This is a genomic window from Bacteroides sp. MSK.20.12 (assembly GCF_019052435.1).
Taxonomy (GTDB): Bacteria; Bacteroidota; Bacteroidia; order Bacteroidales; family Bacteroidaceae; genus Bacteroides; species Bacteroides xylanisolvens.
The window spans coordinates 21,657-37,441 of sequence record NZ_JAHQVH010000035.1 but is presented as its reverse complement, the minus strand read 5'-3'; the positions used below and the strand labels follow the sequence as shown (position 1 = coordinate 37,441).

At 41.4% G+C, this 15,785-nt stretch carries 9 protein-coding genes; 1 reads left to right on the top strand and 8 read right to left on the bottom strand.

Annotated elements, in window-relative coordinates; translation table 11 throughout:
- Nucleotides 1-283 precede the first annotated feature (283 nt).
- The 4 genes from KTR06_RS17160 to KTR06_RS17145 form a co-directional block, all read right to left on the bottom strand.
- Complete coding sequence (locus KTR06_RS17160) at nucleotides 284-1,249, bottom strand: PD-(D/E)XK nuclease family transposase (protein WP_217290609.1); 966 nt, start codon at nucleotides 1,247-1,249, stop codon at nucleotides 284-286.
- Nucleotides 1,250-1,908: 659 nt separating this feature from the next.
- Nucleotides 1,909-3,891, bottom strand: coding sequence for a response regulator (locus KTR06_RS17155; RefSeq protein ID WP_217290608.1), 1,983 nt, complete (start codon nucleotides 3,889-3,891; stop codon nucleotides 1,909-1,911).
- 108 nt (nucleotides 3,892-3,999) lie between these two features.
- Nucleotides 4,000-4,749 carry a nucleotidyltransferase family protein gene (locus tag KTR06_RS17150; RefSeq protein WP_217290607.1) on the bottom strand — a complete coding sequence of 250 codons (750 nt, stop codon included), beginning with the start codon at nucleotides 4,747-4,749 and terminating at the stop codon, nucleotides 4,000-4,002.
- A gap of 35 nt (nucleotides 4,750-4,784) precedes the next feature.
- A complete protein-coding gene (locus KTR06_RS17145) occupies nucleotides 4,785-6,215 on the bottom strand; it encodes a phosphotransferase (RefSeq protein ID WP_118407317.1) in 1,431 nt (476 codons plus the stop codon).
- 113 nt (nucleotides 6,216-6,328) lie between these two features.
- Here KTR06_RS17145 and KTR06_RS17140 point away from each other — a divergent pair, with 113 nt between their 5' ends.
- Nucleotides 6,329-10,279 carry a two-component regulator propeller domain-containing protein gene (locus tag KTR06_RS17140; RefSeq protein ID WP_217290606.1) on the top strand — a complete coding sequence of 1,317 codons (3,951 nt, stop codon included), beginning with the start codon at nucleotides 6,329-6,331 and terminating at the stop codon, nucleotides 10,277-10,279.
- A 154-nt stretch (nucleotides 10,280-10,433) separates the two neighbouring features.
- Here KTR06_RS17140 and fsa read toward each other — a convergent pair whose 3' ends face one another.
- The 4 genes from fsa to KTR06_RS17120 all read right to left on the bottom strand — a co-directional run bounded on the left by fsa (nucleotide 10,434) and on the right by KTR06_RS17120 (nucleotide 15,781).
- On the bottom strand, nucleotides 10,434-11,090 hold the full coding sequence (gene fsa, locus KTR06_RS17135) for a fructose-6-phosphate aldolase (RefSeq protein WP_004312675.1): 657 nt from the start codon (nucleotides 11,088-11,090) through the stop codon (nucleotides 10,434-10,436).
- Between the two features lie 67 nt (nucleotides 11,091-11,157).
- Complete coding sequence (locus tag KTR06_RS17130) at nucleotides 11,158-12,210, bottom strand: class I fructose-bisphosphate aldolase (RefSeq protein ID WP_087322421.1); 1,053 nt, start codon at nucleotides 12,208-12,210, stop codon at nucleotides 11,158-11,160.
- Nucleotides 12,211-12,237: 27 nt separating this feature from the next.
- Nucleotides 12,238-12,984 (bottom strand): 2,3-diphosphoglycerate-dependent phosphoglycerate mutase, encoded by a 747-nt coding sequence (gene gpmA, locus KTR06_RS17125; RefSeq protein ID WP_087317783.1) that lies wholly within the window; start codon nucleotides 12,982-12,984, stop codon nucleotides 12,238-12,240.
- A 307-nt stretch (nucleotides 12,985-13,291) separates the two neighbouring features.
- On the bottom strand, nucleotides 13,292-15,781 hold the full coding sequence (locus KTR06_RS17120) for a zinc-dependent metalloprotease (protein ID WP_217290605.1): 2,490 nt from the start codon (nucleotides 15,779-15,781) through the stop codon (nucleotides 13,292-13,294).
- Nucleotides 15,782-15,785 lie beyond the last annotated feature (4 nt).

Below are 15,785 nucleotides of genomic sequence, written 5' to 3'. Positions count from 1 at the left end.
ATTTAATAATTAAGATTAGCTTTATTTAATAATTGTGCTGTCCCTTTTGACAATCACTACCACAAATGTAAGCTATATTAAAGGCAAAGAATGTTCTATTTTAGCTACGATTCTTCCAAATTTGTCTAAAATCGTCCATTTCATCGATTAATTATGGAATCACAGACATCTTTGAACATCTTACGAATCAAAAAAAGAAAGCGGAAGTATCCATTCCTGAATATTCCCGCCTACTTTATATTTTATCCTAATATAACTACAACAATTTTCCTATGAAGATATATTATAGGTTTTCTATATCAGAAGATTGAAGACCCGTATATTTGATAATTATATCAATGGATATTCCGTCCTCTCTCATCTTCCGAGCAATTTCAATTTGCTTCTTTTGCTCTCCTTTCTCCAACCCGGCCTTCATCCCTTCCTTCATCCCTTCCTTTAACCCTTCTTCAGCCGCTTTTCTCCGCATCTCTTCGTTTTTACGCCGTTCATCCTCCTCTACAATTTGGTTGACCCTATACCGATCTAATGCCTTATCATAAGCGATACGGTTTTCTTCCGAAAGATCGGCAACTGCTGCCAATCTCGCCAGATGTTCAAACACTTGTTCTTTCAAAGCATCCGGCATTCTATTCCAATTGCTCATATTCTTCAGTGCATAAATTAATTTATCATATAATGTATGGCAGTCCGACAAATCCTTTGTAAAATAAGGAAATTGCAAATAAATCTGCCGGAGATGCGGATTAACAATCTTCCCTGTATCACGGTCGGAAAGAACCGTATCCGTACGGAATTTAGCCTCTAAATTTTCCTCTTTGAAATTCATCAGGAAAATTCCATATATAGTAGGTAGTCTATACTGCTTTCCATAAGAGACAAGTGGTTCTCTTGCAGTCATCGGATCTTCAGGGACAGGGACTTCTTTTGAAGAAGGAGATTCTATCTGCCGACTCACAGCACGACAAACATAATAAAGTGTACGATCTAAAAAATTACTGTGCCAACGATTCTGCATCTCCACGATAATATACTCACCACTTGCTGTACGGCAATAAAGATCATAAATGATACCTTTATCACTCACATTGTCTGCATGATCTTCCTTATCCAGAAAAGTAAGTTCTGTAATATGATGTTCACCTGCAAGTAATTCGTTCAACAAAGTGATGAGCAAATTCTTACTGGCCGGTTGACCAAAAATAATTTTAAATCCTATATCAGTAAAAGGATTGACGTATTTGGACATGATATTCTATTTTTAGCAAAGGTAACTATTTAAATCCATAAACATAAAAAACAATCCCAAACTTTACAGATTTATAGCCTTTTATAGTAAGCTGTCTCCCTTTCAATTCCTCCAAACAAACAAGAGAAATGTTCTATTTTTCAGATTAAGAAAGAAAACAAAACTATTGAAGATGGTAATCCGGAATAAAAAGCATCCATATTATCACATATATATGCATATTACCGCCACAATACAGCATATATTTTCAGATGATATGCGTTTTCTTTAAAGAAATAAATGATGTTCCTCGGTGAGCAATAAGCCATTCCTCGGTGAGGAACACATCCTTCCTCACCGAGAAAGCCTTCCATACTCACCGACCAAGTTATAAAAGCCCTCGGAAAGGCCCGTTTATAGGCTAGTTCATCATCACAAGCGCACAAAAGAAAAATGATAAAGCAAACTACATACGGGCAAACAGTAAGCATATAGATAGCAATACAGAGGAATTATTTATTTTTAGACAGGAATTATCCAGGACAACAAACAACCCTACATTCTTTCATCCAAAATGCAGAGCGTTTTTTCCTTCACCACAAACAAGTGACCGATATATTAAAAACAGAAAGAATAGGATATACCCTTTTTCAGATCAGCACATTTTTAATCCCATCCTTTCAACAACCATACTCTTTCAAAGTCTGCATCAACTTCGCACCATTGATCGGCTTCACCAGATAATCATCACAACCGGCTTTCAACGCAGCTACCCGGTCGGCATCAAAGGCATGAGCAGTCAGGGCGATAATCGGAATTTCAGCATTAAACTTCCGGATCTCCGAGGTTGCAGTACGCCCGTCCATAACAGGCATCTTCATATCCATCAGTACCAAATCCACCGGTTGGGTACGGACAATCTCAACTGCCTCCAGTCCATTCGGTGCGTGTAACAACTGGCATTTGTTTTTCAAGATAGAAGATACCAAAAAGAAGTTACTTTGAATATCTTCAACGACCAGCACTCTTTTAGGTACTTTCTTTGTTTCTTCGGACTCAAGAACGCTTTCATTATCTGCATCCTTCTCATTATTCCGACGTGAAGAAGTCGGCTCGCTGTCAACCGAATCGAACTGGCATGGCAAAACCGCCCAAAATAAAGACCCTTTATCAAATTCCGACTCAAAGCCTATCTCTCCCCTGCAAGCCTCAACGATGGCTTTACAAATAGACAGTCCCAGTCCGGTTCCCTGTGCAAATTCATCCAGTTTCTCAAAACGATGGAACACCTTGTCTTTTTTATCTTCCGATATACCAATACCTGTATCGCGAACGTAAAGACGAATATCTCCGTCTATCTTTTCATACCCCATTTCAATAGTTCCTTTGGAGGTATATTTGATAGCATTAGTTACAAAGTTAGTGAGAATCTGCGCTAACCGGTTTTTATCCAAACGAACGGTACAGGTTTCATAAGGATTCACGGAAACTAACCGAACCTGCGGATTTACTACACGACGATGCATCGAAGCAGCTAATTCGTTGAAATAAACAGCCAAATCAAAATCTTCGTATTTCAGTTCTACCGAGCCGGCTTCTATTTTCGAAAGATCCAGTATGTCGTTAATTAGTTTCAAAAGCAACTCATTGTTGGCATTGATAATCTGAATAAATTCTTCTTTTTCTTCTTGATCTTCCGTCACCATCAATAAATCGGAAAAACCAACGATAGCATTTAACGGTGTACGGATTTCGTGGCTCATATTTGCCAGAAAGGCGGATTTCAACTTATCGGATTGTTCAGCACGGCTCCTTGCCGTTTCAAGTTCACCTATCATGTGCTGTCGCTCGGTAACATCATCTACGCGAATCACGACACCGTCAACATCTCCCTGTTCATTAAATATGGGAGTAGCAAAAACTTCTATGACATGCTTGTTATCCAAATTAAACAAGATAGACTCTACCTGACCGGATCTCCGGGCACGTTGCATCACACAATTCTCACAAGGAGTGGTGCGATTATGGGCTGTCAGATAGCAAGGCTCCCCTTTTTTGTAAGCCTCATAAGAAAGGCTTTTACTACAAAGCGAGATATTCTCCCATTGTACGATATAGTCGTTCGCAATATATGCCAATCCCGAATTAATATTGTTCAATACCAACTCATTCTGACGAATCAATTGGATCATTCTTTGTTCGCTCTCAAGGAGTTCTTTTTTTGAGCGCACCGCTTCTTCGTAAAGATTATCATATTTGTTTTGCCACAGAACACGTTCGGTGACATCCTGGCTAATCACCATATAATTCGTAATTTCCGACTTTTCATTATGTACGAAAGAAACGGTAATCTCGAAGAATTTTATACCGGACAGATTAGTAGGAAAAAGATGACGCACGTCATCAAAATTATATTTTGCCATGAAACGCACTGTTTCTCCTTTTCTGACCTGTTCTTTGATTTCATCAGAGAAACTAGTGTAATTAAATAGATTATAGCCCAGAATATCCTTCTTGTCTTTTATCCCCATTGATCTCAACCGCGAATAATTGACATCTATCATGAGACCGTCCTTATCATACAACTCCAAGCCTACAGACAGGTCATTAAAGATGTTGTGCAATAAGTTGTCAGCTATCCCATTTTCCAAAGTCTGTTCCATGCAGCAAAATTTGTATAGTATTACAATATTGATTGTTTATCCAAGCAAAGTTACTTAAATATTTTGTTACATAGCAAGAAAGAGGCTTTTTAGCCTCTTTCAGTATCTTTATTTCGCATTTTGGTATAAGAAGTCTGTTGCTTTCGCTAATGTTTCCGGTTTGCCTATATCAATCAGGTGTAACTTTTCTTTCAAATAACCACCATAGTTTACTTGCCGGCAAGTGGCAAGATAGAAATCCATAATAGAGAATTTACCCTCCCAACGGGGAGAGGTCATCCATTGAAAAATGGCGGGCGAAAGTACATGGATACCACTGAATGCATATTCCCGATAAAGAGAAGGATCATACTGAAAACCTTCCGGTTTCACTTGTTCCGTATCCTTGTTTATCCATCCGCAAAGTCTTTTGTCTGTATCAAAAAGAAGATAGCGGGAGGTTTTACGTTGGCTGGCCAGTAAAGTGGCAACAGCACCGCTTTGTAGATGATAGTCATATAGTTCTTTCAGGTTCACGTCTGAAAGAATATCTACATTGTGTATCAGGAAAGGTTCATCGGAATTTTCAAAGAAAGAACGGGCTTTCTTAACTCCCCCACCGGTGTCGAGCAACAAGTCGCGTTCGTCGGAAATATGTATGATGAGTCCAAAATTTTCATTGGCTTTCAGGAAGTCAAGTATCTGTTCGCCAAAATGGTGGATGTTAATCACTATTTCTGTGAATCCGGCAGCTTTCAGTTTTAAAATCACATGTTCCAACATCGGACGTCCGGCTATGGGAACTAAAGCCTTCGGCATGGTATCGGTGAGTGGCTTCAGCCGGCTACCCAAACCGGCTGCAAATATCATTGCTTTCATTCTTTCGGTCACTTTCTTCTTTATATTTACTCTTCTTAGATTGTTGCCTCAAACGTATGTTCAATGTTCTGTTCCCGATGCACCAGTTCGACTTTCACACCAAACTTCTGATTCAGGTGCTCTGCCAGGTGCTGGGCAGAATAAACAGAACGATGCTGTCCGCCGGTGCAACCGAAGCAGACGGACAAATTGCTGAATCCGCGTTCCATATAACGTTTCACGGAGGCATCTACCAAAGCATAGACATGATCGAGGAAACGAAGTATTTCGCCATCTTCTTCCAAGAAAGTGATTACAGGTTCATCCAGTCCGGTGAAAGGTTTGTAACGCTCATACTTGCCGGGATTATTCACGGCACGGCAGTCGAATACATAACCTCCTCCATTGCCGGTAGAGTCATCAGGAATTCCTTTCTTATAGGCAAAGCTCATTACTTTGACGGTTAGCTGCCGCTTTTTCAGGTCGTCCGTAAATTGTTTCAGTCCAGTAAGCTCCCGCAAAACGTTACAGAGATACGGATATTCCGGATATTCTTCTTTCAACAGTTCACGCAGGTTTTCGATGGCATAAGGAACGCTTTGGATAAAATGCGGTTTCTTTTCAAAGTAACCACGGAAACCGTAGGCTCCCAGCACTTGCAGCGTACGGAAAAGGACAAAGTGGCGAAGCTGGCTATAAAAATAGGATTCGTCAATCGGTTGGTATTTGCGAAGAGCTTCCATATATTCTTGCAGCAGTTCTTTACGGAGGCTATCAGGATATTTCGCTTTCGCTTGCCACAGGAAAGAGGCTATGTCATAATAGAACGGGCCTTTGCGTCCGCCCTGAAAGTCGATAAACCACGGTTCCCCGTCTTTTATCATCACATTACGACTTTGAAAATCACGATACATGAAAGTAGCGGAAGAACTGCGGAGCAGGACATCGCTCATTTTCTGGAAATCATCTTCCAGTTTGTCTTCCTGAAACTCCATACCGGTAGCTTTCAGGAAGCAATATTTGAAGTAATTCAAATCCCACAGAATGGAGCGTTGGTTGAACTCCGGTTGAGGATAACAACGGGAAAAATCAAATCCATCCGCCCCGGCAAATTGAATAGCAGGAAGCAGACGGATCGTTTTGCGAAGCAACTCTTTTTCCTCTTCGGAAAAAACACTGGTAGCACGTCCTTTCTCTATGGCATGGAACAACAGAGTATCGCCCAAATCTTCCTGCAAATAATAGGTTTTATCTTCCGAGGCAATGCGCACTTCGGGAACAGGCAGTCCACATTTGCGGAAGTGTCCTGCCATATAAAGAAAAGCTTCATTCTCATCAATAGAAGCCCCGTAGACTCCAATCAATGTTTCTATACCCGCCAACCGAAAATAACGGCGGTTGGAACCGGAAGACGGTAATTCTGTTATGTTTTCAGCGGGAACGCCCGTATATGACTGATAAAGTTTCTGTAGTTCTTCGGTAATCATAGTCGTATATTTTCGAGCAAAGATAAGCATAAAAACCAAAAAATAAGAGAGGGGATTTAACTAATATTCATCCGAATACACTATCTTTGTTTCAGTTTAACTGACCTGATCTCATGAGAACAAAAACCTTTTTACTACTATGCATTGCATTTATCACACTGTTTATCGGCGTTTCCACTCTTCAAGCCGGTCATTATTACTATAAGCAAATCTCCCTAAAAGATGGCCTTCCTTCCACCGTGAGATGTATTTTAACGGACAAACAAGGTTTTGTATGGATTGGAACCCGTTCCGGATTAGGGAGATATGACGGACACGAACTTAAAAAATATATTCATCAGGCAAATAACCCTCATTCCATTCCTCACAATTTAATCTACCAGATGATAGAAGACGAACAAAACAATATCTGGATTCTGACAGACAAAGGAGTGACACGTTATCAGAGGCAAAGCGATGACTTTTTTATACCGACTGATGAGACAGGAAATAATATCATCGCCTATTCCGCCTGCCTGACTGATGACGGAGTGTTATTCGGTTCAAAAAATAAAATCTTTTTCTATAATTATCAGGATACCTCTTTACGCCTCCTACAAACATTTGACTTAGAACCCAATTATAATGTGACTCTACTAAATCTATGGGACAAACACACATTACTCTGTTGCAGCCGGTGGCAAGGACTACTCCTGCTCGACCTGAATACCGGAAAATGCCGACGTCCTCCTTTCGATTGCGGAAAAGAAATCATGAATGTACTCATAGACTCACAAAAAAGAATCTGGGTAGCTCCCTACAATGGAGGGCTGAACTGTCTGACACGCGACGGTAAACTACTGGCTACATATACTACCCACAACTCCTCTTTAAGCAACAATGTCATACTAAGTCTCGCCGAACGGGAAGGAGAAATCTGGATTGGAACAGACGGAGGAGGCATTAATATTCTCGACCCGGAAACAAGACGTTTTTCGCTGTTGGAGCATATGCCCGGAAGTGACAACTACTCACTCCCCGCTAACTCTATTTTATGTCTGTACAACGACTGCAACAATAATATGTGGGCAGGTAGCATCCGTAACGGACTAATCAGCATCCGGGAAGTTTCCATGAAAACGTATACAGATGTACCTCCCGGCAACGACCGCGGACTAAGCAACAATACCGTTCTAAGTCTTTTCCAAGAATCCCAAGACCAAATTTGGGTCGGTACAGACGGAGGAGGCATCAACAGCTTTAACCCACTCACAGAGAAATTTATCCATTACCCTTCCACCTGGGAAGACAAAGTAGCCTCTATCTGCCAGTTTACTCCCGGCAAATTATTAATTTCTCTTTTCTCACAGGGAGTATTTATTTTCAACCCGGCAACAGGAGAAAAACAGCCTTTCACCATTGTTGACGCTAAAACGACAGCACTCTTGTGCAATCGAGGCAAGGCTGTAAATCTACTTCGGAACACTCATCACAATATTCTGTTCCTTGGAGAACATATCTATATCTATGATTTGAATACACGTACTTTCAGTACCGTTATAGAACAAGAAGAGCAGGAAATTATCGGTGCTCTCTTACCGATCGACAATTATAAGAATATCACTTATCTAAATGATACGAAGCACATATATGAACTGGACAACCATACCAACCGGCTGAAAGCCCTATACAGATGTTGGAAAGATACAACGATCAACTCTGTTGCACGAGACGAAGAGGGAAATTTCTGGATTGGAAACAACTACGGATTGGTACACTACAATCCTGCCACCAAAATACAGACACCAATCCCGACCTCTCTATTTAGTGAAATCACATTGATCGCATGCGACCAGCAAGGAAAAGTATGGATAGGAGCCGACAGTATGCTTTTCGCCTGGCTCATCAAAGAGAAAAAATTCGTTCTATTCGGTGAATCAGACGGTGTAATCCAAAACGAATATCTTTCCAAACCTCGTCTATTAAGTATGCGGGGAGACGTCTACATGGGTGGAGTGAAAGGGTTACTGCATATTAACAGCAAAATACCATTAACCACTTCCGAACTTCCCCAACTCCAATTATCAGATGTCATCATTAATGGAGAGTCAGTAAATAACGAATTAACGAATCATCCAACAGGGATTTCTGCTCCCTGGAATAGTAATATCACTATTCGAATCATGTCGAAAGAGAAAGATATTTTTCGACAGAAAGTGTACAGATACCAAATAGAGGGGCTGAATGACCAGCAAATCGAATCATACAATCCCGAACTGGCCATACGTTCACTTCCTCCGGGAAGTTATAAAATCATGGCGTCCTGTACCGCCAAGGATGGTAATTGGATTCCCAGTCAGGAAGTACTGGAATTGACCATCCTTCCTCCCTGGTATCGGACATGGTGGTTTATTCTTTGTTGCGCCGTTTTTATTGCTGTCGCTATTATCGAAGCTTTCCGAAGAGCATGGAAACGTAAAGAAGAGAAGTTAAAGTGGGCAATGAAAGAACATGAGCAACAGGTATATGAAGAAAAAGTACGTTTTCTTATTAATATCAGTCATGAGTTGCGTACACCTTTAACGTTAATATACGCACCACTTAACCGGATGTTGAAATCCCTTTCTACCGAAGATACACAGTATTTGCCAATAAAAGCGATCTACCGTCAAGCGCAGCGAATGAAAAACCTTATTAATATGGTACTCGATGTACGCAAGATGGAGGTTGGCGAAAGCAAATTACAGATACAACCGTATGCTCTCAATCAATGGATTGAACATGTATCCCAAGATTTCATCAGTGAAGGGGAAGCAAAGAACGTCCATATCCGTTATCTGCTTGATCCACATATCGATACTGTAAGTTTTGATAAAGATAAGTGTGAGATTATTCTAAGCAATCTGCTTATCAATGCCTTGAAACACAGTCCGCAGGATGCAGAAATAATAATTATGTCGGAGTTGCTTTCCGAAAAGAATCGTGTACGTATCTCCATCATTGACCGGGGAAACGGATTGAAACAAGTAAATACACAGAAACTCTTCACCCGTTTCTATCAGGGTACAGGAGAACAGAGCGGCACAGGGATCGGATTGTCTTATTCCAAGATTCTGGTGGAACTACACGGAGGTTCCATTGGTGCGCAAGATAATCAGGATGCCGGTGCGACATTCTTCTTTGAACTGCCCTTAAGACAACAATCGGAAGAGATTATCTGCCAACCGAAAGCATATTTGAACGAATTGATGAGTGACGATAGTAAAGAACAACAACCGGAGGAAGATAATTTCGACACGACTCCTTACAGTGTTTTAGTAGTGGATGATAATCCGGACTTGACGGACTTCCTGAAAAAGTCACTGGGAGAATATTTCAAACGGATAGTGATTGCTTCGGATGGTGTGGAAGCCCTTCAACTGACCAAAAGCCATGTTCCGGACATTATTGTCAGTGACGTGATGATGCCGAGAATGAATGGATATGAACTATGCAAAAATATAAAGGAAGATATTACGATCAGTCACATTCCTATCGTTCTGCTGACAGCAAGAGATGATAAACAAAGCCAGTTGAGTGGTTACAAGAACGGGGCGGATGCTTATCTGACTAAACCTTTTGAGATAGAAATGCTGATGGAAATCATTCGCAACCGGTTGAAGAACCGCGAATCTATCAAGAAGAGATATTTGAATACAGGGTTAGTCCCTGCGCCGGAAGAAAGCACCTTTAGCCAGGCAGATGAAACATTCCTGTTGAAACTGAATAAAATTATCCTGGAGCATTTGGATAGCAGCCATCTGGATGTCACTTTTATCTGCAAAGAGATAGGTATGAGCAGAGCCTCCCTTTACAATAAGTTGAAAGCTCTAACCGATATGGGAGCCAATGATTACATTAATAAATTCCGGATGGAAAAAGCAATCACGTTAATCACCAGTACGGACCTGTCGTTCACGGAAATTGCCGAGAAGGTCGGTTTTACTACTTCACGCTATTTCAGTACGGCTTTCAAACAATATACTGGAGAAACGCCGACTCAATACAAAGAAAAGCAGAAACAGGAAAGGAAAAAAGAGCAATAAGAAGCTACCCGGAAAATAAATATTTTTTAGGCACGGATTACACTGGTTTCACGTTTTTTTTATAGTTGTTTTATGATAACTACCATTTTTAAAACCGTGAAATCCGTGTAATTCGTGCCTAACATTTTAATATATTGCAAGTTTCATTGCTTACTCAACCATTGACTTTTTTATAGTCTTCCAGGAACTTCTTCAATCCCGAGTCAGTCAGCGGATGATTGAGCAATCCTTTAATAGCGCTCAACGGGCAAGTAGCAACGTCAGCTCCTACTTCTACACATTCGATAATGTGTTTCGTATTACGGATGGAAGCAGCCAATACCTGTGTTTTATAGTCATACGTACGATACATACGTACGATATCTCCCACAAGCCTTACTCCATCTTCACAAATATCGTCCAGACGGCCGACAAAAGGTGAAACATACGTAGCTCCGGCTTTAGCTGCCAGCAATGCCTGCCCTACTGAAAAGACTAATGTACAGTTCGTGCGGATTCCCTTTTCCGTAAAATGCTTGATAGCTTTAATGCCATCGGCAATACAGGGAACTTTTACTACGATATGCGGATTGAGCGCGGCAAGTTCTTCGCCTTCACGAATCATTCCTTCATAATCGGTTGCTATCACTTCGGCACTTACATCTCCGTTGACGATCTCGCATATTTTAATATAATGCTCACGCTGATTCTGCGTTCCTTTGATACCTTCTTTCGCCATCAGCGAAGGGTTGGTAGTCACTCCGTCAAGTACTCCGAGGTCATAAGCCTCCTGGATTTGCTCCAGATTAGCTGTGTCAATAAAAAACTTCATACTTTTAATTTTTAATGGTTAACGATCTAATAGTCAAAGATAAGAATTTATTTTTATTCATCCCTGATTAAGCAATCGTAATTGACGAATCAAGATATACATCCTGAATGGCATTCAATAATTCCACCCCTTCGTTCATTGGTTTCTGGAACGCTTTACGTCCGCTAATCAATCCCATACCACCGGCACGTTTGTTGACAACGGCTGTAATGACAGCATCACGCAAATCTGATTCTCCGTGAGATTCTCCACCGGAGTTAATCAAACCAACGCGTCCCATATAGCCATTGGCAACCTGGTAACGGCAAAGGTCAATCGGGTGTTCGGAAGCCAGTTCAGTATACATACGTTCGTCTACCTTGCCGAAGCCGATGGCTTTGAAACCACCATTGTTAGTAGGAAGTTTCTGTTTTACGATATCAGCTTTAATAGTCACTCCCAGACGGTCGGCCTGTCCTGTTAAATCGGCAGCCGCATGATAATCGACAGCACCTTTCTTGAAATCATTATTACGCAGGTAACACCAAAGAATGGTTGCCATCCCCAGTTCGTGAGCATATTCAAAAGCTTCGGCAATCTCCACGAGCTGACGGCGGCTCTGTTCCGAACCGAAATAGATGGTGGCCCCTACCGCTACTGCTCCCATATTCCAGGCCTCTTTGACTGTACCAAACAGTACTTGGTCGAAAGTGTTGGGATAAGAAAGTAGTTCATTGTGATTCAACTTGACGATGAAAGGTATTTTATGGGCATATTTACGAGCTACGGAACCAAGGATACCAAAGGTAGAAGCGACTCCATTACAACCTCCTTCAATAGCCAGTTTCACGATATTCTCCGGATCGAAATAGATCGGATTGGGAGCAAATGATGCTCCGGCAGTATGTTCGATGTCCTGATCGACAGGAAGTATGGATACATAACCGGTATTTGCCAGGCGGCCATGTCCCAACAGCGTTTGCAGACTGTTCAATACTCTGATGTTCCGGTCCGAATCAATCCATACTTTATCTATTGTATCGGGAGACGGAACGTGAATCAGTGATTTATCAATGGTTTCGCAAGTGTGGTCCAGATAATAACAGGCCTTATCTCTTAATAATTCTACTACTTTACTCATAACTTCATTTTTTAATGTGTAACTTTTCTATTTTTTCTTTCCCTGATTGGCTACTGCTTCCATCAGTTTTTTGATCTCTTCCGGGTTTCCCAAGAAATAGTCGTTGACCACGTCCAGGTTTTCATCAAACTCAAAAACGTAAGGTACGGCAGTAGGCAGATTCAGTTTTATGATATCTTCATCGGAGATATTTTTCAAATGTTTTATAATACCCCGCAGACTATTACCATGAGCCACAACCAATAAAGTATGGGCCGTTTTCAGACTGGGGAATATATCACTTTCCCAGTAAGGCATGATACGTTCAATGGTATCTTTCAATGATTCGGTACGAGGTAACTCGGCGTCGGGCACTTCATGATAACGGTAATCAAAACGCGGGTTTCTCAAATCACTCTCCGAAAGCGGATTGGGAGCTATATCATAGCTACGACGCCACACGAGCACTTGTTCTTCTCCATATTTCTCGGCAGTCTCGGCTTTATTCAATCCCTGCAATTCACCATAATGCTTTTCATTCAGGCGCCAGTTTTTCTCTACAGGTATCCAGTCCAGATTCATCTTATCGAGAACACAGTTCAAGGTTTTCACCGCACGCTTCAAATAGGAAGTATAAGCCTTATCGAAATTGAAACCATATTCTTTCAATGTCTCTCCGGCTTTTTCAGCTTCGACAACTCCCTTTTCTGTCAGATCGACATCTGTCCAGCCCGTGAAGCGGTTTTCTTTATTCCATGCACTCTCTCCGTGACGAAGTAATACTATCTTTTTCATTTCTAAAATTCTCCTTTCTTCTTTTTATATATACAACAGATTGTTTCTTCACAAAGTTCACTAGAAAATAAATAGTTATCAATACCTAGAAATAATGATTCTTTCTGCAAAGAAGCGGGATGCAGTAATCAGGGACATAAAAAATACCCTCCTCTAATTCTAAGCTTGCATTATGGATGATGATTCATCAAAGCAAGGTTATCGTTAGAGAAGAGTAAGTCTGTTAAAGTAAAAAAGAGAGAGTTTATATATACAAGAAAATCTGTTCTACTTTTCTGTTCTTTTTAAAAAGTTCCACTGTTGAAGTCTACACATCAGCATCTTTTCCATAATAGGTTTCTTTCGTTTTTTTGATGTTCCGCAGCAAAGATGAATAGTGGCGATAGTTCATATCTCCTTCTTTACAAGTCGCCAACTGTTCCTTCACATGCTCTTCAATCTTGTCCAGATGTTTCTCCATAAAGAGTTGAATATCAGAACGGGTGACTGTCATATTCAAACTTGTATTATCTTTCTCATTAGGTTTAATCACACGCTCTACAAACGACAGATAAGTCCGGTGTGTTTGACGACGGAAATTGTTCTCCAACTCATTAGGATCGTTCAACGGTTTCCATACAGCGACAAATACGTCATTCAAATACTCGTCCAGTGAATACGGTTCGGGTACGCTGAAGGAAGTTGAATAGATATTGTGAAGCATTCCCGGCGCAAGCAACAAAGCTAACGCAGAACTCTGACGGTCGCTAATTTCATCTACCGCTTTCAGGCCTACACGACTTACCACTTCGTTCGGATAGAGCCAGAGGGGAGCTACGAACAAGTTACGTCCCAACCATTCAACAACCTCTTTTTGTATACTACGCGGCACATAATCACGCCCTTTGCTATCCGGCACATTTTTGGTATAACGGCCTCCCAGATTTTTCTGTACTTGCAGCGTATACTTCAGATATTGGACGCGAACTGAATTATAGATAGTATTCAAATCGTCATACTGACCGTCAGGTTGCGCCGTCCAAGTCAGAATGTTCTCCATCACTCTTTTCAGATTCTTGATACCATATTCATTAGCCTTCATATTATTGTCGCCCAAATCTTCGCTTTGGCTGCGCGGGTCAGAGCCTTTTCCTTCATCACCGATAAACAATAAACGATGGTCTCCTTTCAGTTTCTTGGTAACTTCGGCGCGTAATGCCGCTTTCTCTTTAAAGGGGTCTTTAAATTCCGGACGATATTGATATCCCCATTTTATAGCCCATTTATCATAATCGCCAATGCGAGGGAAAAGTCCTTTTTCTGAAATCCGGTCTTCAGGCTGTGCCACATAATTGAATCGTGCATAGTCCATGATTGATACCGTGTGACCGTTCGCTTCCACCCAGGCTTTATCACGTAACTTCTCTACCGGAGTAGCTGAACTGGCAGCCATATTGTGACGCAAACCGAGTGTGTGTCCTACTTCATGCGAGGAGACAAACTGAATCAGAGTTCCCATTAATTTGTCATCAAAGGTCATTGATTGCGCACGTTTATCCAAAGGTCCGCACTGCACCATATACCATTTCTTAAGTAGGTTCATCACGTTATGATACCAACAGATATGACTTTCCATTATTTCTCCGCTACGCGGATCTACAATACGCGGTCCGTAGGCATTCTCTGTTTCCGAAGGCAAATAACGCAATACACTATAACGTGCATCATCCAAGCTCATTGTGGGATCGTCCGGCCACTCTTTGGCAATAATGGCATTTTTAAATCCGGCTGCTTCAAAAGCAACATTCCAATCGTTCACACCGGCTTTAAGATAAGGGATCCATTTCTTGGGTGTCACCGGGTCTATATAGTATACAATAGGGCGTTTCGGTTCAGTGAGTTGCCCTCGACGATAACGTTCCGGGTCTTTCGGTTCCAACCGATAACGCTGAATGATAGCTCCACGCGATGTGACTTGCTGTTCATCAGAGAATTCTGTCACCGGATTCTGAAAAAAGCCGACCCGTTCATCTGCCAGTCTCGGCTGCATCGGCTCTTTAGGCAACATTACCATACTGGTATTCAGTTTCACAGTCACTGATCCTGTTGCCGCAGCCGGCAGTTTGCCGGAAGTTATGTTGTAAGTACGCAAAGTTACTACTTCCACATTAATAGGATAGGTCTTTATAGTATCCATAAATGTACGATCCTGAACTAAAGAACCAATACCAAGAATAGAACGGTCACTTGATGTAAAGCCACAGGTCTTGTTATCACTTAAAAGGAACTTGGAGACGTTGACAAGCTGTGCCCGGGTCTCCGGATTTCTACCGATAACATCAAACTTACCGATAACCGGATCTACAGTAGACTGCTTCAACGCCTCTGCTATCTTATCACCCGGGCGAGCAAACTGCGACTGCACATATTCACGTAAGAAGAGAGTTTTATCATTATGTTGTTCCCAATAGACCACACTTCGATTCACTTCTTCTCCACTAAGCATTTTAAATCCTTGCGGAACAGCTTTAAAGCGGGTAACAACCAATAACAATCGTCCCAATAAAGAATCCGGTACTTCAAAATACCAGTCATCTTTGATGTGACGGATCGTAAACATACCCTCACATTCACTTCCTCCATCTTTCAACAGTTTCTCGTAAGCGGTAGCCTTCTTGACAGTGTCTTTTTTGACCGTATCTTCATGAACTACCAGATTTTTGGTTCCATACTCCAGCGGAAGTTTACCACCGGCATACACTCCAACACATTGCAGTGTAAGGAGTATGTATGCCGCCATCATTAAAATTTTTCGCATCGCT